General features: G+C 73.4%; 15 protein-coding genes. 8 read left to right on the forward strand and 7 right to left on the reverse strand.

Translation table 11 applies throughout. The features are described from left to right. Window positions 1–40: 40 nt before the first annotated feature. The 4 genes from GXP71_RS09755 to GXP71_RS09770 form a co-directional block, all read right to left on the reverse strand. A complete protein-coding gene (locus GXP71_RS09755; RefSeq protein ID WP_238402706.1) occupies window positions 41–1432 on the reverse strand; it encodes a glycosyltransferase family 4 protein in 1392 nt (463 codons plus the stop codon). Continuing rightward, window positions 1429–2646, reverse strand: a complete 1218-nt coding sequence (locus GXP71_RS09760) for an ABC transporter ATP-binding protein (protein WP_162352494.1) — start codon at window positions 2644–2646, stop codon at window positions 1429–1431. The genes GXP71_RS09755 and GXP71_RS09760 overlap by 4 nt, the downstream gene beginning before the upstream one ends. After that, window positions 2646–3479 (reverse strand): ABC transporter permease, encoded by an 834-nt coding sequence (locus tag GXP71_RS09765; RefSeq protein WP_162352495.1) that lies wholly within the window; start codon window positions 3477–3479, stop codon window positions 2646–2648. Before GXP71_RS09765 ends, GXP71_RS09760 begins: the two co-directional genes overlap by 1 nt. 123 nt (window positions 3480–3602) lie before the next feature. Beyond that, window positions 3603–6383, reverse strand: a complete 2781-nt coding sequence (locus GXP71_RS09770) for an N-acetylmuramoyl-L-alanine amidase (RefSeq protein ID WP_162352496.1) — start codon at window positions 6381–6383, stop codon at window positions 3603–3605. 239 nt (window positions 6384–6622) lie between these two features. Here GXP71_RS09770 and gmd point away from each other — a divergent pair, with 239 nt between their 5' ends. The 8 genes from gmd (at window position 6623) to GXP71_RS09810 (ending at window position 16198) form a co-directional block, all read left to right on the forward strand. Further along, window positions 6623–7669 (forward strand): GDP-mannose 4,6-dehydratase, encoded by a 1047-nt coding sequence (gene gmd / locus GXP71_RS09775; RefSeq protein ID WP_162352498.1) that lies wholly within the window; start codon window positions 6623–6625, stop codon window positions 7667–7669. After that, a complete protein-coding gene (locus GXP71_RS09780; protein WP_162352499.1) occupies window positions 7666–8610 on the forward strand; it encodes a GDP-L-fucose synthase in 945 nt (314 codons plus the stop codon). The genes gmd and GXP71_RS09780 overlap by 4 nt, the downstream gene beginning before the upstream one ends. Then, window positions 8607–9803, forward strand: a complete 1197-nt coding sequence (locus GXP71_RS09785; protein ID WP_162352500.1) for a DegT/DnrJ/EryC1/StrS aminotransferase family protein — start codon at window positions 8607–8609, stop codon at window positions 9801–9803. The genes GXP71_RS09780 and GXP71_RS09785 overlap by 4 nt, the downstream gene beginning before the upstream one ends. Then, a complete protein-coding gene (locus tag GXP71_RS09790; RefSeq protein WP_162352501.1) occupies window positions 9800–10927 on the forward strand; it encodes a glycosyltransferase family 1 protein in 1128 nt (375 codons plus the stop codon). Before GXP71_RS09785 ends, GXP71_RS09790 begins: the two co-directional genes overlap by 4 nt. Next, entirely contained in the window at window positions 10924–12165 is a 1242-nt protein-coding gene (locus tag GXP71_RS09795) for an oligosaccharide flippase family protein (protein ID WP_162352503.1), read from the forward strand. The genes GXP71_RS09790 and GXP71_RS09795 overlap by 4 nt, the downstream gene beginning before the upstream one ends. Window positions 12166–12298: 133 nt before the next feature. Beyond that, window positions 12299–13294 carry a dTDP-glucose 4,6-dehydratase gene (gene rfbB, locus GXP71_RS09800; RefSeq protein ID WP_162352504.1) on the forward strand — a complete coding sequence of 332 codons (996 nt, stop codon included), beginning with the start codon at window positions 12299–12301 and terminating at the stop codon, window positions 13292–13294. 134 nt (window positions 13295–13428) lie between these two features. Next, window positions 13429–14691: an LCP family protein gene (locus tag GXP71_RS09805; protein ID WP_238402707.1), complete on the forward strand. Its 1263-nt coding sequence runs from the start codon at window positions 13429–13431 to the stop codon at window positions 14689–14691. Window positions 14692–15298: 607 nt separating this feature from the next. Further along, the gene (locus GXP71_RS09810; RefSeq protein WP_162352505.1) at window positions 15299–16198 is read left to right on the forward strand and encodes an LCP family protein; all 900 of its coding nucleotides are present in this window, start codon (window positions 15299–15301) and stop codon (window positions 16196–16198) included. An 88-nt stretch (window positions 16199–16286) separates the two neighbouring features. Here the strand turns inward: GXP71_RS09810 and GXP71_RS09815 are convergent, their stop codons facing one another. The 3 genes from GXP71_RS09815 to GXP71_RS09825 form a co-directional block, all read right to left on the reverse strand. Next, complete coding sequence (locus GXP71_RS09815) at window positions 16287–17555, reverse strand: acyltransferase (protein WP_162352506.1); 1269 nt, start codon at window positions 17553–17555, stop codon at window positions 16287–16289. A gap of 175 nt (window positions 17556–17730) precedes the next feature. Next, window positions 17731–18240 (reverse strand): 5-(carboxyamino)imidazole ribonucleotide mutase, encoded by a 510-nt coding sequence (purE, locus tag GXP71_RS09820; RefSeq protein ID WP_162354290.1) that lies wholly within the window; start codon window positions 18238–18240, stop codon window positions 17731–17733. A gap of 88 nt (window positions 18241–18328) precedes the next feature. Continuing rightward, complete coding sequence (locus tag GXP71_RS09825) at window positions 18329–19489, reverse strand: 5-(carboxyamino)imidazole ribonucleotide synthase (RefSeq protein WP_162352507.1); 1161 nt, start codon at window positions 19487–19489, stop codon at window positions 18329–18331. Between the last annotated feature and the right edge of the window lie 89 nt (window positions 19490–19578).

Raw genomic sequence — 19578 nt, forward strand, 5'->3', positions numbered from 1 at the left:
GCCCGGCGGGCCTTCGCGACGTCGGTACCTCGTCGGGGGCTCAGCGAGCCCGGACGGCCCGCACCCGGTCACGCACCTTGCGCGCGGTGTGCCGCACCCCGCTCGCGCGCAGGTGGCGCAGCAGGGCGGCCACGTCGTCGCGTCGCCGACGCGGCGGGCGCGACCCGTCCGGCGTCACGACGGACGCGAGACGCCCGGCGTCGGCCGCGCGGCGCGGGTCCGCGCACACGTCGGCGAGCGGTCCGAGCACGTGTGACCACGTCATGTCCCGCGCGACGCGCCGCACGTCGCCGGCGGTCGCGGTCCGGGCCGCGTCGTCCGTGAGCAGCTCCTCGAGCGCGGCCGCGAGAGCCGTCGGGTCCTCCGCGGGGACGACCCGTCCGAGCCCCTCCTGCCGGATCAGCGGCGCGAACGCGTCGCCGTCGGTGCTGACGATCGGCAGCCCCGCCCACAGGTAGTCGAGGATGCGCGTCCGGAACGAGAACTCGGTCTCGACGTGCGGGAAGTGGCACGAGACACCGAGGTCGGCGTCGAGCAGGTAGTCGGCGCGGCGCTCGTACGGCACCCAGTCCTCGTTGAAGAAGACGTGCGTGCCGACCAGCCCGAGCTCGTCGGCGAGGTCCCGCAGCCGGACCGCCATCCGCATCTCGGGCACGTCGGGGTTCGGGTGCCGCATGCCGAGGAAGTAGAGGCGCAGCCGCGGCACGCGCTCCTTGAGCTGGTCGACGGCGCGCACGAGGGTCAGCGGGTCGAACCAGTTGTAGACCCCGCCGCCCCACAGGACGACGAGGTCGTCCTCGGCGATGCCCGGGACAACGCCCTTGATCGCGGGACCCGTCCGGCGGGGCTCGTCGTCGGCCACGCCGAACGGCACGACGCGCACGAGCTCCCGGAGAGTCGGGTCGGCGTCGTACGTGAGCGGGTTGAGGCGTCCCGCGGCGGCGAGGTGGCCGATCCACAGGTCGCGCTGCCGGCTCGACGCGCACAGGAACACGTCGCCGCGGCGCACCTGCGCGTCGAGCTCGCGCAGCGCGGACGCGAGCGACGCGTCCCGCTCCGGCAGCGGCCGGTCGCGCAGGACCTCGAGGCTCTCGATGTGGAAGGGGTCGTAGAGGTCGACGACGAGCACGACGTCGGCCTGCTGCAACCACGGGAACGTCGCCGCGACGTAGCCCTGCAGGACGACCACGTCCGCCCAGTCGACGGCCGCGCGGAAGTCGCCGATCTCGACGTGCGCGGCCTCGAACGTCGCGGCCGTGCGCGTGCACTCGCCGAACGTCACGAGGCGGACGTCGTGCGCGCCCGACAGGAACGTCGCGATCTCCCACGCACGGATCGCGGGACCCGCCATCTGCTCGGCGACGCGGTCCAGCGTCACGACCAGGACGCGGCTGCGCGACCCGCCCGTCGCGGGCGCGGGGACCGCGCTCACGCCCGACCGTCCGCGCCGTCACGCGCGGGGACCGGCTGCGTCCAGCGCGCCGGGAGCGCGAGGTAGCCGCCGGACCAGTGGCCGGCGCCCGGGTCGACCGTGAAGCGCGCGATGCCGCGCACGTGGTCGATCGAGTGCGTCGTGCTCGCGTCCGTCACCGCGGCGGTCACGATGTACTCCCCCGGGTGCAGCAGCACCGACGGCAGCTGGCACTCGAGCACGCCGTCGCCGCTCACGCGTCCGAGCGGTGCGCCGGCGTCGCGCGTGTTGGTCGCCGCGAGGTACGTCCCGTCGCGCGCCTCCACCGCGATGCCGATGACCGGTGCCTCGACCGGGGTCTGCGCCGTCCAGTGCAGCCGGACCCGCGCGGGCTCCCCCACGACCAGCCGCTCGTCGCCCGACGGCCGGCTGACCTCGGCCCGGGTGATCCGGATCTCGCCGCTGCCGGTGTGCTCGAGGCCGTCGACGAGCGCGAGGCCGGCCGCGGACCGCGTCGACCGCTCGTACTCCTCGAGGACGTCGACCGCGGACCCGGAGTCGCGCAGGTGGCCCTTCTCGAGCCACGCCGCGGCGTCGGCCATCGCCTTCACGGACGGCAGGGAGTGCGACACGATCACGACCGTGCGGCCCTCGCGGTTGAGGCTGCTGAACTTCTCCATGCACTTGGCCTGGAAGGCCGCGTCACCGACCGCGAGCACCTCGTCGACCAGGAGGATCTCCGGGTCCACGTTGATCGCCACCGCGAAGCCGAGCCGGACGTACATGCCCGACGAGTAGTTCTTCACGGGCTGGTCGATGAACTGCTCGACGCCGGAGAAGTCGACGATCTCGTCGAACTTGCGGTCGATCTCCTGGCGGGTCATGCCGAGGATCGAGCCGTTCAGGTAGACGTTGTCGCGCCCCGACAGCTCGGGGTGGAAGCCCGAGCCGACCTCGAGCAGCGCCGCGACCTTGCCGTGCATCGTGATCTGCCCGGCGTCCGGGACGAGGATCTGCGCCATGCACTTGAGCAGCGTGGACTTGCCCGACCCGTTGTCCCCGACGAGCGCGAAGGTCGACGACTCCGGGATCGCGAGGCTCACGTCGTCCAGCGCGAGGAAGTCCTCGTACGAGCCGCGCGAGCGGCGCATGACGGCCGACTTCAGGGTCTGGTTCCGCTCGTGGTAGACGCGGAAGCTCTTGGTGACGCCCTCGACGACGATCGCGTCGGTCATCAGAGGACCTCCGCCAGCCGGCGCTGGTGGCGGGTGAACACCCAGGAGCCCGCCGCGAGGGCGACGACCGCCCAGACGACGCACTCGACGGCCGTCCCCCACTCCGGCAGCCGGTTGTCGTACAGGAGGTTGCGGAACACCTCGGAGAAGCCCTCCATCGGGTTGAGCTTGTACAGGTCGAGGATCGTCACGTCGCCGAACACCGGGCCGGCGTCCTCCGCGCGGCGGGCGACCTCCGACAGCGGGTACAGGATCGGCGTCAGGTAGAACCAGACCTGGAACAGGATCGTCGTGAGGTGCTGCATGTCGCGGAAGTAGGCGTTCGCGATCGAGGCCAGCAGCGCGACGCCGAGCGAGAACGCCGCGAGGACGACCATCGCGACGAGCACGAGCGGCAGGTACAGGAACGGGCTCCCGCCGAACAGCACGATCGCGACGACGAGCACCGCCATCTCGATCGCCCACGTGTAGCTCAGCGCGAGCGTGCTCGAGACCACGAGCGCGGACCGCGGGAAGTACACCTTCTTGATGAGGTTCTCGTTGCCGACCAGCGACGCCATGCCGTTGGTCACCACGCCCGTGAAGAACGACCACGGCAGGAGCGCGCACATCAGCCAGATCGCGAAGACGTCGAGCCCGCTCGGGTCGCCGACGCCCGGCTGGATCCGGATGATGACCGAGAACACGAGCGTGTAGACGAACATCTGGGCGAGCGGGTTGGCGAGCGACCACAGCTGCCCGAGAGCGGTCCGCTTGTACTTGCCCTTGACCTCGCGGCGCGTCAGGTTGACGAGGAGCTCTCGCGACGCGCGCACGTCGGCGATCAGGCTCACAGGACCTCCGGGGAGTCGGCTTCCCGTCCGGCGCTCGACGACGTCCGGCGCCCGGGACGGCAGCCCAGGTTACCCGACTGCCGCGCACGGTCGGACGAGGTCGGACGGTACGCGGCAGTCGGGTCAGCCGAACCAGCCCTGCACGTCGACGATCACCTGGCTCGAGCCCTTGTCGTTGTACACGCGCACCTGACGGTCCGAGCCGAGCGGCACGACGGTCATCGCCGCCTGGTCCCGACCGCGCCCGGTGTTGAGGTCCGACGCCGTGGGCCGTGCGGTGCCCGGTCGCCACGCCGTCAGGAACGTCATGGGCGCGGTCTGCTGGGTCGCGGCGAGGGACAGGACGGCCGACTTCGCCTGCGCGGGCAGGGCCACCGAACCCAGCGGGAGGTCGCGTGCCTCGCCCTCCTGCAACGGGCTCGACGCGCGCGTGTCCGCCGCGCGGGCCGGGTCGATCGGCGTGAACCGCTGCGTCGCCGACGGCCCGAACCAGCCGATGACGTCCACGACGACGTCGGCGCGCGCGCCCTGCAGCGTGAGCGCGAGCCGCCCGTCGGCCGACAGCGGCACCACCGTGCGGTTGCTCACGTTGTCGCCGGGCAGGTGGTTGACGCTCGCGATGGTCGGGACGGTGCCGCCCGCGGGGTACGCGATGACGTTGCCGACCCCGCCGGGCATCACGGAGCTCACGTTCGCGAGGACCGCCGTGGCACCCGCGGGGACACCGCCGCGACCCGTGACCTGCACGGTGCGCGTGGTGCCGGCGCTCAGCGCGCCGCCGTCGCTGCGCGTGTCGATCATCCGCGCGCCCGCCGGCAACGGCTCGTAGCCGACGCCCGAGGAGCCGTCGACGAAGTAGCCGCTGACGTCGACGACCAGGTGCGTCGACCCGCTGTTGTTGTAGAGGCTGACCTTGCCCTGCCCACCGACGCCGACCAGGACGCCGGACGCGGCGGTGAGCCGCGGGTCCGCGTTGAAGGTCGACGACGAGGGCATCGGGCCGCCGGCCGGCCACACGCGCACGAACGTCATGGCCGACGGCGCGACGGCGGTCACGTTGAGCGCGACCGCCTTCGCGTCGGCAGGGACGCCGGCAACGCCCGCGACGGTGAGGTCGACGCGGCCGCCGGCACCGAGCGAGGCGCCCGCGGGACGCGTGTCGAGCAGGCGCGTGGGCGTCACCGGGACGAACCGCAGGTCGCCGGTGAGCGGCACCGACGGGACGGTCGGCGGGTTCGACGTGCCGGTGACGTCCACGCGGCCCGTCCACCCGACGGCGGGAGAGCCGTTGGCGGCGTCGACCACGTCGAGCGTGAGCCGGTACGGGCCGGGGCCGACCGGCGTGCCGGCGTCGTTGCGGCCGTTCCACGTCGCGATCGCGGTGCCGCCCGACGGCGGCGTCGCACCCGTGACCGTGCGCACCAGGACGCCCGTGCGCTCGTCCACGACGCGCAGGGTCCACGCCATCGTCGACGTGGTGCCGCCGTTGACCGAGACGGACCCGCCGACGGGGATGCTCGTGGCCGTGAGCGCGGGGTTGACGATCTGGCCGCCGATGAGGTCCCGTGCGCGCTGCTTGATCGCGCCGAGCACGGCGTACCCGCGCTCGCCGGGGCACGCCGTGAAGGCGACGTCGCGGTGCCCGATCACGACCGGGAGCGCGAGCCACGTCCCGGCGGGGTACCGCGAGTTCTCGCCGCCGAGGGTCGTGTAGCCGATCGTGCTGCCCGGGTCGCGGTGGTAGGACGCCATGCGCCACGCGATGAGCCGCGCGACGCTCTCCTGGACGCCGGCCGACGGCGTGATGCTGCTGTAGTCGCCGAGCATCGAGATGCCGACGGTCGCGGTGTTGAAGCCGCCCGCGTGCACGCCGATCACCGGCTGCGTGCCGGAGTTGTCGCGGCCCTCGTAGATGTTGCCCCACTTGTCGACGAGGAAGTTGTAGCCGATGTCGCACCAGCCGCGGGCGTCCTGGTGGTACTGCTGGTCGCCGCGGATCTGGGCCATCGCCTGCTCGACCGTCGAGTAGGTGTTCGGCCCGGCGGTGTGGTGCACGACCGTGGCCAGCAGGGTCGAGGCGACGTCGAGCGTGCAGCGCTGCGGCGCGGCGCCCCACCCCTCGCGCGTGATGATGGCGGGCTGCGCGACGGCGGTCGTCACCGCGGCGGGAACCGGGGTCGTCACCGCCGGCAGCACGGCGGTCGCCGCCCGGGCGGTGCTGCGCGACGACCTGTCGACGGACCGGTCGGTCGTGTCGCCGGTCGTGGCGGTCCGCGCCTCGTCGACGGGGCCGACCAGGGCGAGCCGCACGTCCTGCGCGGCCTCCGCCCCCGCGCCGAACGACAGCTGCACGTCCTCGGCACCGCCGATCCACACCGACTCGGTGCCGGCGCGCACGTCACGCGCCGCCTCGGCGGTGCCGGGGTCGGGCGCGACGCCGTCGCTCTCGAGCGGGACCCACCCGGACCACTCGCCGTCGGTCCGCGTGCGCACGCTGACCTCGACGTCCTGGGGTGCCGACGTCCACGACCAGGTCACGCCGAGCGTCTGGTAGGGGTCGACCGGCACGGAGTCCGTGACGGCGCGCGCGCCCACCTCGTCCGCCACGACGACGTCGGGCAGGGCCGCGGACACCTCGGGCTCGGCGACCCCGTCGGTCGGGGCGGGCGTGCCCGCCACCGCGACGGGCACCTCGTCGACCGCGAGGTCGACGAGCTCGGCGGGCGCGGGCGCGGCCGGGGCCGCAGCCGGTGCCGGCGCGGCGGCCGCGGGCAGCGTCCCGGCGGCAGGGAGCAGCAGCGCGACGCCCAGCACCCCGACGACGACGGGCCGCAGACGCCCCCGGCGGACGGGGACGCGACGGTCGGCACGTGCGTGCCCTGGGCTGCTGAGACGTGCGGACAACGGTTCCTCCTGGCGATCCCCCGGTCGCACCGGACACGGATCGGGTCCGCCCGGGCACTGCGGGCAGTCTCGGCGGCCTCCGCGGGCGGGTCAAGGACCGGCCCCGCGTGGCGGGCACCGCTCCCCCCTGCACCGGGCCGCGGCGTCCTCGCCGCCCACCGGCTCGTGGGAGGATCTGTGGCTGGTCTCGGGTCCGACGGCCCGGACGACCCCACCCGCGACGTAGATAGGCTGCCGCCATGAAGAAGGCACTGGTGACCGGTATCACCGGGCAGGACGGCTCGTACCTGGCCGAGCTGCTGCTCGGCAAGGGCTACGAGGTGCACGGGATCGTCCGCCGGTCCAGCACGTTCAGCACCGACCGCATCGAGCACGTCTACAAGGACCCGCACGACCCGGAGGCGCGCCTGTTCCTCCACTACGGCGACCTGAGCGACGGCACGGGCCTGCGGCACATCATCGAGAAGGTCGAGCCGGTCGAGGTCTACAACCTCGCCGCGCAGTCGCACGTGGGCGTGTCCTTCTTCCAGTCCGAGTACACGGCGGACGTCGACGCGCTCGGCACGCTGCGCCTGCTCGAGGCCATCCGCGACTACTCGCAGCGCACGGACCGGCAGGTCCGCTTCTACCAGGCCGGCACCTCGGAGCAGTTCGGCTCGACCCCGCCGCCGCAGTCCGAGACCTCGGTCATGCACCCGCGCAGCCCCTACGCGGTCGCGAAGCTCTTCTCGTACTGGCAGACCATCAACTACCGCGAGTCGTACGGGCTGTTCGCCTCGAACGGCATCCTGTTCAACCACGAGTCGGAGCGACGCGGCGAGACGTTCGTGACCCGCAAGATCACGCGTGCCGCGACCCGCATCTCGCTCGGCCTGCAGGACAAGCTGTACCTGGGCAACCTCGACGCCAAGCGCGACTGGGGCCACGCGCGGGACTACGTCGAGGCGATGTGGCTGATCCTGCAGCACGACACCCCCGACGACTTCGTCGTGGCGACCGGCCAGATGTACTCGGTCCGCGAGTTCGTGGAGAAGGTCTTCGGCCGCCTCGACCTCGACTGGGAGAAGCACGTCGAGATCGACCCGCGGTACTTCCGCCCCGCGGAGGTCGAGGCCCTGCAGGGCGACTCGACCAAGGCACGCACCGTGCTCGGCTGGGAGCCGAAGGTCGGCATCGACGAGCTCGTGCAGCTCATGGTGGACAACGACCTCGAGCTCGCCCGCCAGGAGCGCACGCTGCGCGACGCCGGGCACGTCGTGACCGGCCGGTCCGGGGCCAACGATTGACCCGTCGCGTCTACGTCGCCGGTCATCGTGGCCTGGTCGGCTCGGCGCTGGGTCGTGCGCTGCAGCGTCGTGGTGACGCGAGCGTCCACGGCACCGAGCGCGTCGACCTGCGCGACCGTGAGCAGACCTTCGCGGCCCTCGCCGCCGCCCGGCCCGACGTCGTGGTCCTCACGGCCGGGCGGGTCGGCGGCCTCGGCGCGAACCTCGCGCAGCCGGTCGAGTTCCTCGACGACAACCTGCTGATCCAGTCGAACGTGCTCGCGGCGAGCCTCGCGGCGGGCGTCGAGCGGCTGCTGTTCGTCGGCAGCGCCAACGCCTACCCCGCCGACGCGCCCCAGCCGATCACGGAGGCCGCGCTCGGCACCGCGGCGCTCGACCCGTCGACGCGGTCGTACGGCCTGGCGAAGCTCGTGGGCACCGCGCTGTGCGACGCGTACAGCGCGCAGCACGGCGTCACGTACCACTCGGTCATGCCGTGCAACCTGTACGGGCCCGGCGACCGGTTCGACCTGCGCACCGCGCACGTCGTCGCCGCGACGCTCCGCCGCTTCGGCGACGCGGTGGCGTCCGGCGCGCGCGAGGTCGTCGTCTGGGGCTCGGGCAACCAGCGCCGCCAGCTGCTCCTCGCCGACGACCTGGCGGAGGCCTGCCTGCTGCTGCTCGACCAGGAGCAGCCGCCGCCGGTGGTCAACGCCGGGCCGCGCGGCGACACCGCGATCCGCGAGATGGCCGAGCTCGCCGCCGGGATCGTCGGATTCGACGGTGCGATAACCTTTGACACCGCCAAGCCCGAGGGTGTCCTCCGTCGTGAGCTCGACACGACCCTCCTGCACGACCTCGGCTGGAGCCCTCGGCACTCGCTCGAGGACGGCATGCGCTCGACGTGGCAGTGGTACGTCGAGCAGGAACGACGAAACCCCGTAACGGAGAGCCCCGCATGACCACGCCCCAGCCCGAGACCCGCTATTCCCTGTCGCAGTCCTCGTGGGACGACGCCGAGTACGCCGCGCTGCAGCGGGTCATCGCGAGCGGTCAGTTCACCATGGCGGCCGAGACGGCCGAGTACGAGCGCGTGTTCGCGGAGTACCTCGACTCGCCGTACTGCGTGGCGGTGAACTCGGGCAGCACCGCGAACCTCCTCATGGCCGCCGCGCTGCGGTACCGCCAGGAGAACCCGCTCCAGCCGGGCGACGAGGTCATCGTGCCGGCGGTGTCGTGGCCGACGACGTACTACCCGCTCAGCCAGTACGGGCTGCGCCTGAAGTTCGTCGACATCGACGCCGAGACGCTCAACTACGACCTCGACGCGCTCGAGGCGGCGATCACCGACCGCACGCGCCTCGTCATGGTCGTGAACCTCCTGGGCAACGCGAACGACTTCGACCGCGTGCGCGCGATCTGCGAGCCGCGCGGCATCGAGTTCATCGAGGACAACTGCGAGTCGCTCGGCGCGACGTTCCAGGGTCGCCAGACCGGCACGCACGGGCTCATGGGCAGCTTCAGCGGGTTCTTCTCGCACCACATCTCCACGATGGAGGGTGGCGTGATCTGCACGGCCGACGAGGAGCTGTACCACATCCTCCTCACGCTGCGGGCGCACGGCTGGACGCGGAACCTGCCGAAGTTCAACCGCGTGACGGGCGAGAAGAGCGACAACCCGTTCGAGGAGTCGTTCAAGTTCGTCCTCCCCGGGTACAGCGTCCGGCCCCTCGAGATGAGCGCGGCGGTGGGCATCGAGCAGATCGCGAAGCTGCCCGGCTTCATCGCGGACCGCCGGCGCAACGCCGCGCAGTTCCTCGAGCTCATGGCGCGCTACCCGCAGCTCATGACGCAGCGTGAGATCGGCGAGGCCAGCTGGTTCGGGTTCAGCATGGTCGTGCGACCCGACGCCCCCTTCTCGCGCGCCGACCTGGTGCGGGCCTTCCAGGCCGCGGGCATCGAGTGCCGGCCCGTCGTCGCCGGCAACTTCGCGAAGAACCCCGTCATGCGGTGGCTCGACCACGAGGTCCACGGCGAGCTGACGAACGCCGACCTCATCGACACCAACGGCCTGTTCATCGGCAACCGCGAGGGCGACCTCGGTGCCGAGCTCGAGCTCCTCGGCTCGGTCCTCGACGAGCTGGTCGGGGCGTGACCGTGGCGACGCGTCCGCACGTCCTGGTGGACATGCTGTTCTGGACCGGTACCAAGGGCGGGATCGAGACCTACGCCCGGGAGCTGTACTCCGCGCTGCGGGACACCGACCGCTTCACGTTCACCGCGCTCGCGAGCACCGAGTTCGCCGCGTCCGACCCGACGTGGTTCCCGGGCCGGGTCGTGGACTCGGGGATCAGCGGCAACATCGCCGGTCTCAACCGGCTCCGCTGGTCGTGGGCCGAGCTGCAGGGCGTGTCGCGCTGGGCCGACCGCCTCCACGCCGACCTCATCCACTGCCCGTCGCTGCTCGGGCCGCGCGCGTCGCGCGTCCCCACGGTCGTGTCGATGCACGACCTGCTCTACTGGACGAACCCCGAGCACATGCCCTCGCAGGTCTTCGTCAAGCCGGCGCAGTGGATGGAGTCGATGGTCGCGAAGAACGCGACCCGGATGATCACCATCAGCCAGTCGTCGGCGCGCGACATCGACCGGTACCTGAAGTTCCCCCGCGAGCGGCTCGACATCATCCCGCTCGCCGGGTCGGTCCGGGAGTCCGCCGCGCGGCTGCGCACCGGCAGCACACCCGAGAACATGATCCTTGCGACGGGCAACCGGCTGGGTCACAAGAACTGGGGCTCGCTCATCCGCGCGCTCCCCCTCGTCCCCGAGGACGTCCGGCCCCGCCTCGTCGTGACGGGCAGCAAGGGCGACGACCCGCTCATCCCGATCGTCCAGGAGACCGGGATGCAGGACTGGGTCGACCTGCGCGGCTGGGTCACCAACGACGAGATGGACCGGCTCCTCGCGAGCGCCGGCGCGCTCGCGATCCCCTCGTTCCACGACGGGTTCTGCCTGCCGGCGCTCGACGCGATGCTCATCGGCCTGCCGGTCCTGCTGAGCGACATCCCGGTGTACCGCGAGGTCGGCGGCGACGCGGCGATCTACGTGGACCCGCACTCCCTGGAGTCGATCGCCGAGGGCATGACCGTCGTCGCGACCGACCCCGAGCGCATGCGACGCGCGGCCGAGCTGGGCCTCGCGCAGGCCGCGCGGTTCTCGTGGGAGTCCACCGCCGCGCGCACGCTCGACGTCTTCGACGAGGCGCTGGCACCCTCCGCATGAGCGACGTCGCGCAGTCGGCCCGGCTGCGCCGGCTCTCGCTGCTGTCGCTGATCGGCGGCGCGGCGTCCGGCGTCGGGATGTTCGCCCTGAACATCGTCGTCGCGCGCTCGACGACCCCGAGCGGCTTCGCCGACTTCGCGTTCTTCCTCGCGCTCTCGCAGGTGTGGTTCATCCTCGCGGTCGCGGGCCTCGAGCTCGCCGCGCCCCGGCTGCTCGCGGGCCGGTCCGACGAGGACCGGGCCGTCGTCATCGGCAGCGTGCTGGCGATCGCGTCGGTCCTGGCGGTCGTCGCGTGCGCGGTCGCGCTGGTCCTGGCCGACCCCCTGGCCGGCCTCACGAAGTCGTCGTGGCTGCTCGTCGTGCTCGCCGCGGCGTTCGGCGTCGCCACCGGGTGGCGTGCGATCGTCGAGCGGCTGACCGCCGCGCGCGGCCGTGTCGGTGCCGTCGCGGTCGTGAAGTTCGTCGAGGCCACGGTCATCGTCGTCGGCGCGGTCGCGGCGGTCCTCGCGCTCGGCGAGCCGTCGTGGAACGTGTTCGCCGGGATCGCCGTCGGCGCGGCGTCCCTCGCGGTGGCGTCCTACCTCGGCCTGCTCGCGCACCGGACCCCGCGCTGGCGCTCCGACGCCGCGACGCGGCGCCAGCTCGTGTCGTTCGCCCGGTACGCCGCGCCGACCACGGTGTTCGCCGTCGCGATCATGTACATCGACAAGTTCGCGCTGCGCATCGGCGCCTCGGACGTCGAGTACGCGCAGTACTCCGCCTACTTCTCCGGCTCGGTGCTGCTCGCCGTGCAGGCCGTCTTCGTCCTGCAGAGCATCGTGCTCCCCGCCACCGTGCGGGCGGAGTCCGGTGCCGAGGTCCGCCGGACGATCGTGCGCGCCCTGCCGCTCCTCGCGGTCGCGCTGCCTGTGCTCTACGTGTGCTCGGGGTGGGTCGTCGTCAAGGTCCTCGGGCCGAACTACCACTACCTGTTCACCGAGGGCCCGCTCTTCGCGGTCTGGGCGACGCTCTACACGATCAACATCCTCGGGATGACCGCGTGCGTGGGCCGCTCGTCGCGCGCGATGCGCCGCGAGTCCTTCGTCCTGGTGTGCCGCGTCGTCGTCGCTGCCCTCGTGCTCGGCACGCTCGTGGCCACCGGCACCATGAGCATCACGGCGGTCGTCCTCGTCATGGTCGCGCTCGAGGTGTGCGAGACGGTCAACGTGATGACGATGATGCGCCGCTACCTCGTCTGACCCGCGACGACGCCGCCGGTCCCCCTGCTGCCGGGGGACCGTCCCGCGGACGCCCCGGCCCTCGGGCCCGTGAGCCCGTCGTCGACCGGCCGCTAGGCTGAAGTCCCCCACCGACCATCCGGAGGTCCTTCCCGTGCACGTGCTCGTCACCGGCGGAGCCGGTTTCATCGGCTCGAACTTCGTCCACCAGACGGTGCGCGAGCGTCCCGACGTCCGCGTCACCGTGCTCGACGCGCTGACCTACGCGGGCGACGAGCGGAGCCTCGACCCGGTCGACGGCAAGGTCGTGTTCGCCAAGGGCGACATCGCGGACCCCGACATCGTCGACAGCCTCGTCAAGGACGTCGACCTCGTCGTGCACTTCGCGGCCGAGTCCCACAACGACAACTCGCTGCACGACCCGTGGCCGTTCCTGCGGACGAACGTCATCGGCACGTACCAGCTGCTGGAGGCAGTCCGCCGCCACGGCGTGCGCTTCCACCACATCTCGACCGACGAGGTCTACGGCGACCTCAAGCTCGACGACCCGGCCAAGTTCACGCCGGAGACGCCGTACAACCCGTCGTCGCCGTACAGCTCGACCAAGGCGTCCTCCGACCTCCTGGTGCGGGCCTGGGCGCGCAGCTTCGGCGTGCAGGCCACGATCTCGAACTGCTCGAACAACTACGGGCCGTACCAGCACGTCGAGAAGTTCATCCCGCGCCAGATCACGAACGTCATCGACGGCGTCCGCCCCAAGCTCTACGGCAAGGGCGAGAACGTGCGCGACTGGATCCACGTCGACGACCACAACAACGCGGTGTGGGCCATCATCGAGCGCGGCCGCATCGGCGAGACGTACCTCATCGGTGCCGACGGCGAGGAGAACAACAAGACCGTCGTCGAGGACATCCTCGAGATCATGGGACAGCCCCGCGACGCGTACGACCTCGTGAGCGACCGCCCCGGGCACGACATGCGCTACGCGATCGACGCGACCAAGCTGCGCGACGAGCTCGGCTGGACGCCCCGGTACGAGAACTTCCGCGCGGGCCTCGAGGCGACCGTCGCGTGGTACCGCGAGAACGAGGCCTGGTGGCGTCCGCGCAAGGACGCCACGGAGGCGAAGTACGCCCAGCTCGGCCGCTGATCGCACGGCCGCGCCGCCATCGCCCGCAGCCCGGGGTGGCGGCGCGGTCGCGGGCCGATGATCTGCACAGATCCTCCACGGCACGCGTGCGACGGCTCTGCGCCGAGCGCCTGCGACGCACCTAGCATGACGGGGTGACCAGTCGCCACGTCGCCGTCCCGCGCCCTCGTGCGGCCCGGCACGCCCGCAACCCGCGCACGCACCGGGTCATGCGGGGCGTCGCCCTCACGACCGTCGCGCTCCTCGCCTTCGGCGTCGCCGGCGCTGCCGCGGCGTTCACCCGCCTCCAGGGCAACATGGACCGCGTCGACATCTCGGCGCTCGTGGGCCCGACCCCGCAGGTGACCCGCACGCCGGACCCGGACGACCCGAACAAGGGCCTGCCGGTCAACATCCTGGTGCTCGGCTCCGACCAGCGCGACGGCGTGAACGCCGAGATCGGCGGCTCCGTCGCCGGCATGCGTTCCGACACCACGATCCTCGTGCACATCTCCGCCGACCGGCAGCGCGTCGAGGCGATCTCGATCCCCCGGGACTCCCTCGTCGACATCCCGTCCTGCACGATGTCCAACGGCAAGACGTCGCGCGCGACGCACGGCATGTTCAACACCGCGTTCGCGACGGGCTGGGACATGGGCGGCGACATGGCGTCGGCGGCGGCCTGCACGATCCGCACGGTGCAGGAGAACACGGGCGTGCCGATCGACCACTTCGTCGTCGTCGACTTCGCCGGCTTCCAGAACATGATCAACGCCATCGGCGGCGTGGACATCTGCATCCCCAACGCGATGACGTCGAAGGACGCGGGCCTCAACGTCCAGGCCGGCCAGCAGCGGCTGGACGGCGCGACGGCGCTCGCGTTCGCCCGCGCGCGCAAGGGCAAGGGCGTGGGCGACGGCTCCGACACCAACCGCATCGGCAACCAGCAGCGCCTCGTCGCGGCGATGGCGACCGAGGTCCTCTCGAAGAACGTCCTGAGCGACCTGGGCCAGCTGGTGTCGTTCCTCGACGCGGCGACGAGCTCGCTGACCACCGACTCGGGCCTGTCCCTCACGGCGATGACCGGCCTCACCTACAACATGCGGTCCATCCGGGGTGGCAACATCACGTTCATGACCGTGCCGTGGGCGCCCGCCAAGAGCGACCCGAACCGCGTGGAGTGGACGTCGGAGGCCGACACGCTGTGGGAGAACGTCGCCGCGGACCGACCGGCGCTGGGCGAGCCCGAGACGCCCGCGACCCCGACGGCGCCGACGACGGCCGCACCCCCGGTGGCGGGCGCGACGACCCCGCCGGACGCCGGAGCGGCGCCGGTGCAGCCCACGCCGGCCCCGACCAAGCACGCCGGCCGCGAGGCGTTCACGGCCGAGGACACGACCGCGGTGTGCCCGGCATGACCGAGGCGGTCTCGTGACCCGCGACGGGCGCCCCTCGGCGCCGCCGTCGTTCACCCCCGCGGCGCCGCCCAGACGCCCGGCGGCAGGTCCGGACGGCGACGCGATCGTCGTCGGTGACGACGCCGCGGGACGGCGGCCCGCACCCGCACGGCCCGCCGCACCCGCCGGCTCCGCACCGTCGACGCCGCCGCGCGGGAGCACGTCCGTCGGGCGCGCACCCTCCGCCTCGCGTCCGGCGTCGTACTCGCCGGCCGGCAGCGCGTCGCGCCCCGCGGGCGACGGGCCCGCGATCCCGGTGGGCGGCGCGCGCACCGGCTCCGCACGCCCCACGCCGCCGCGCCAGGGCGCCGCTCGCCCCGGCGCGCCTCGCGCCGCCACGCCGGCGAGCGGGACCTCGGTGCCCGGTGCTCGTCCGGCGGTCCCAGCCGCATCGCGCTCGACCACCTCGCGCGCGGGCGCCGCAGCCCGTCCCGCGCCCGTCGCGGCCCCCCGCGCGCGCCCCGGCGGCCCGAGCGGCCCCGGGGGCGCGCCCGCCACGGGTGCACCCGGCACCGGGGCGCGACGTCGGCGCGGCCGGCTCGCGCTCGCCGCGGTCGCGGTCGTCCTCGTGGCCCTCCTCGCGTGGCCGATCGGGCTCGTGCTGTGGGCGAACGGCAAGGTGCAGCACACGCCGGCGCTGTCGGGCGCCGCGAACACGCCCGGCACGACGTACCTGCTCACCGGCTCCGACTCGCGCGCAGACGGCGGTGTCGCCGCCGACGGCACCGAGGGCGCACGGACCGACACGATCCTGCTGCTGCACGTCCCGGAGCACGGGCCGACGGCCCTCATCTCGCTCCCCCGCGACACGTACGTCGAGATCCCCGAGCACGGCGCGTCGAAGCTCAACGCCGCGTTCGCCTGGGGCCAGGCGCCGCTGCTGGTCCGCACGGTCGAAGGGCTCACCGGCCTGACGGTCGACCACTACGCGGAGATCGGCATGGCGGGCGTCGGGAACGTCGTCGACGCCGTCGGCGGCGTGCACCTGTGCCACGACGCGGACGTGAACGACGCCGACTCGGGCATGGTGTGGACCGCCGGGTGCCACGACGTCGGCGGGCCCGAGGCGCTCGCGTTCGCGCGCATGCGCAAGTCCGACCCCAAGGGCGACGTGGGCCGCGCCGAGCGGCAGCGCCAGCTCGTCAGCGCCGTCGTGGCGAAGGTCAAGCCGTCGTCGCTCGTGTGGCACCCCGGGCAGCAGGTGACGCTCGTGGACGCCGGGACAGGCGCGCTCACCGTCGACGACGGCTCGGGGATCGTCGACATGGGGCGCCTCGCGCTCGCGTTCCGTGCCGCCACCGGGCCCGAGGGGATCACGGGCACGCCGCCCATCGCCGACATGGACTACCGCCCGGGCGACGTCGGGTCGACGGTCCTGCTCGACCCCGACCAGGCGCCCACGTTCTTCGCCGCGATCCGCGACGGCTCGCTGCCGCCGGGCGCGGTGGGCGGCGTCCCCGGGTCCTGACGCCGGCACAGCCGCGCCCGCCCCGAGGGTCTGCGGTGGTCCGCACTCTCAGCGTCCGGTGACCGACGGGGACGCCGTCGAGGCCGCGTCAGCCGGGGACGCGGACCTCGTCGAGGCCGCGCACCAGACGCGGCCCGCGGTTGACGCGGTCGAGCACCACGCCGCGCACCCGCACGAGCGCCTGCTCGGACCAGCGACGCACCCGCGGCCCGCACGGCAGCTCGACGCACCGGTGGACCAGCCACGCGAGCGCGAGCGCCGCGCCGACGGCGAGCGCGAGGGCGACGGCCGTCGGCACGTACGGCGCCGTCAGGTGGACCACGTACAGGCCCCAGTAGTCGTGCACCAGGTAGACGGGGTACGTGAGCGCACCGAGCGTCACGCACCACGTGGCCCGCGCCCGTGCGAGCGGCGTCAGGACGGCGCACGCGACCAGCGCGACGCACACCACCACGCCGACCCCGAGCAGCAGCTCCGACGGCTCGTAGCCGGTCGTCCGGGCGAGGACCGCGGCGCGCGACGGGACGACGAGCAGCACCGCGAGGACGGTGTTCGTCGCGACCACGAGCCACGCGTCGAGCCGGTGCCCGTCGCGGTGCAGCACGTACAGCGCCATGCCGGCCGCGAACAGCGACGCGTAGTCCGCGACGAGCGCGGTCGCGAGGCCCGTGAGGCCGTGGTGCAGCGCGAGCTGCGCGAGCCACGGCCAGACGAGTGCGACCGCGAGCACCCGGCGACGGGTCAGCCCGACGAGCGACAGGAGACCGACCAGCAGGTAGAAGCGCAGCTCCGCCCACAGCGTCCAGTAGACCCCGTCGACGTGCGGCACCCCCAGCGCGGACTGCACCATCGTGAGGTTGACCAGCACCTGTGCGGGGGTCACGTCCTTGCCGTCGGGCCACAGGACGAGCAGCAGCCCACCGGTGAGCAGCACGCCCGCCCAGTACGCCGGGTAGAGGCGCGCGAGGCGCGAGGCGACCAGCCGGACCGTCGGGCGGCCCCAGGCGGTCAGCAGCACCACGAACCCGCTGATGACGAAGAACAGCTCGGGACCGAGCGACCCGTAGGACGTCCACCGCGGCACGTCGCCGAGGCGCTCCACCTGGTCCGGTCCCCAGGCCGACGTCTGCCGACCCGCGAGGTGGTACGCGACGACCGCGGCCGCGGCGAGGAACCGGAGCCCGTCGAGCAGCATGAGCCGGGGCGGTGGCGGGCCCGCCGACGCGTCACGGGTGACGGCGGTCCGGGTGCCGGCCCCGTCGGCAGGGGCCGCAGGCGCTGCGGTGCGGGAGACGCTGCGGACGGCGACGCTGCGGACGGCGACGGTGCGGTCGTCGACGGAGGGGACGGAGGTCATCACCTCGACGGTAGGCACGCTCCCGCCGCCCCCGCGCGCCGAGACGGCCGGGGTGACGTGTCGTGCACGGGGCCTTCACACGAGGTCCCGGACCGTCGCCCGGGACCTCCACGCCCCCCGACCAGGCCGGGAGCGACGGACAAGGGGGGCACGACACCCGGCCGGGAGCGACCGGTCAGGCGGAGAACCCGGTCGCCGGTCGGCCCGCCGCGCGCGCCCTCAGACGTTCGCCCTTGGCGTCCGCCTGCGCGCGCAGGCCGTCCTGGAACCGCGCCATCGCGTCGCGCAGCCGGGCCGCGTCCTCGTCGGCGCCGGCCGCCAGGATGCGCACCGCGAGCAGCCCCGCGTTGCGCGCACCGCCGACCGACACGGTCGCGACGGGGACACCCGCGGGCATCTGCACGATCGACAGCAGCGAGTCGAGACCGTCGAGGTGCGCGAGCGGCACGGGGACGCCGACGACGGGCAGCGTCGTGACCGACGCGAGCATGCCCGGCAGGTGGGCCGCTCCCCCGGCGCCCGCGACGACCACGCGCAGCCCGCGCCCAGCGGCGGTCCGCCCGTAGTCGAGCATCTTGTCCGGCTGGCGGTGGGCCGACACCACGTCGACCTCGTAGGGCACGCCGAACTCGTCGAGCGCGAGCGCGGCGGCCTCCATGACGGGCCAGTCCGAGTCCGAGCCCATCACGATCCCGACCAGGGGCTGCGTCGTGGTCACGGTGTCTCCGTCCGTGCGGTCCGCGGCGCGCGCCGGGACGAGGGGGTGGGGGGCGTCAGGGCCGCTCGCCGCGCAGGCGCGCGGCCGCGTCCCGGGCGCGGCGACGCACCTCGTCGAGGTCGTCGCCGCTGACGTTCACGTGCCCGAGCTTCCGGCCCGGGCGGACCTGCTTGCCGTACAGGTGGACCTTCGCCTGCGGGTCCGCCGCGGCGACGTCGTCGAGCGCGTCGGTCAGCTCGTCGAGCGCGCTGCCGAGCACGTTGGCCATCACGGTCCACGGCGCGCGGGCGGACGTGTCGCCCAGCGGCAGGTCGAGGACCGCGCGCAGGTGCTGCTCGAACTGGCTGGTGACCGCGCCGTCGATCGTCCAGTGACCCGAGTTGTGCGGGCGCATCGCGAGCTCGTTCACGAGCACCGTCGGCGCGCCGTCGTGCCCGGCGACCTCGAACAGCTCGACCGCGAGGACGCCCACGACGTCGAGCCCCTCGGCGACGCGCACCGCGACGTCGAGCGCCTGGTCGCGGGTCGCGGGGTGCAGGTCGGGTGCGGGCGCCACGACCTCGGCGCACACGCCGTCGCGCTGCACGGACTCGACCACGGGCCAGGTGCGGACCTCGCCGCTCGGCCGCCGCGCCACGAGGACCGCGAGCTCGCGCGTGAACGGCACCTTCTCCTCCGCGATGAGGGCCGCGCCCGACCCGTCGGCGGCGGCCGCGAGCCAGTCGGCGGCCTCGGCGGCCGACCGGACCACCCGCACGCCCTTGCCGTCGTAGCCGCCGCGCGTGGTCTTCACGACCGCCTGGTCGCCGTTCGCGGCGAGGAAGTCGCGCAGGTCGTCGGCGTCCGCGACCGGTGCCCAGCGCGGGCACGGCACCCCGAGCGCGGTGAGGCGGCGCCGCATGACGGCCTTGTCCTGCGCGTGCCGCAGGGCGCCCGCGGCCGGCCGGACCGCGACACCCGCGTCGGCGAGCCGCTCGAGCAGGTCGTTCGGCACGTGCTCGTGCTCGAACGTCAGCGCGGTCGCGCCGTCGACGATGCCCTCGATCGCCGCCGCGTCGGACGCCGCCCCGACGGGCGCGTCGACCACGACCAGCGCGGCGGACGACGACGCGTCCTCCACGAGGACGCGCAGGTGGACGCCGAGCGCCGTCGCCGCCGGCGCCATCATCCGTGCGAGCTGACCGCCGCCGACCACCGCCACCACAGGAGCTGCCACGGGCGTCGAGCCTAACCGAGCGGACGTCGCGCCCTGCGCGGCGTCCACCGCGCACGTCGAATCGCTTCAGCGCGGACCGCCGGCGCCTT

The sequence above is a fragment of the Cellulomonas sp. H30R-01 genome, from assembly GCF_010119915.1.
Taxonomy (GTDB): domain Bacteria; phylum Actinomycetota; class Actinomycetes; order Actinomycetales; family Cellulomonadaceae; genus Cellulomonas; species Cellulomonas algicola.

What these genes read in the sequence shown, in the direction of transcription:
- purE (WP_162354290.1), bottom strand. Translation starts at nt 18,240, where the DNA reads ATGGGCTCGGACTCGGACTGGCCCGTCATGGAGGCCGCCGCGCTCGCG.
- gmd (WP_162352498.1), top strand. Translation starts at nt 6,623, where the DNA reads ATGAAGAAGGCACTGGTGACCGGTATCACCGGGCAGGACGGCTCGTAC.
- GXP71_RS09795 (WP_162352503.1), top strand. Translation starts at nt 10,924, where the DNA reads ATGAGCGACGTCGCGCAGTCGGCCCGGCTGCGCCGGCTCTCGCTGCTG.
- GXP71_RS09815 (WP_162352506.1), bottom strand. Translation starts at nt 17,555, where the DNA reads ATGACCTCCGTCCCCTCCGTCGACGACCGCACCGTCGCCGTCCGCAGC.
- GXP71_RS09785 (WP_162352500.1), top strand. Translation starts at nt 8,607, where the DNA reads ATGACCACGCCCCAGCCCGAGACCCGCTATTCCCTGTCGCAGTCCTCG.
- GXP71_RS09760 (WP_162352494.1), bottom strand. Translation starts at nt 2,646, where the DNA reads ATGACCGACGCGATCGTCGTCGAGGGCGTCACCAAGAGCTTCCGCGTC.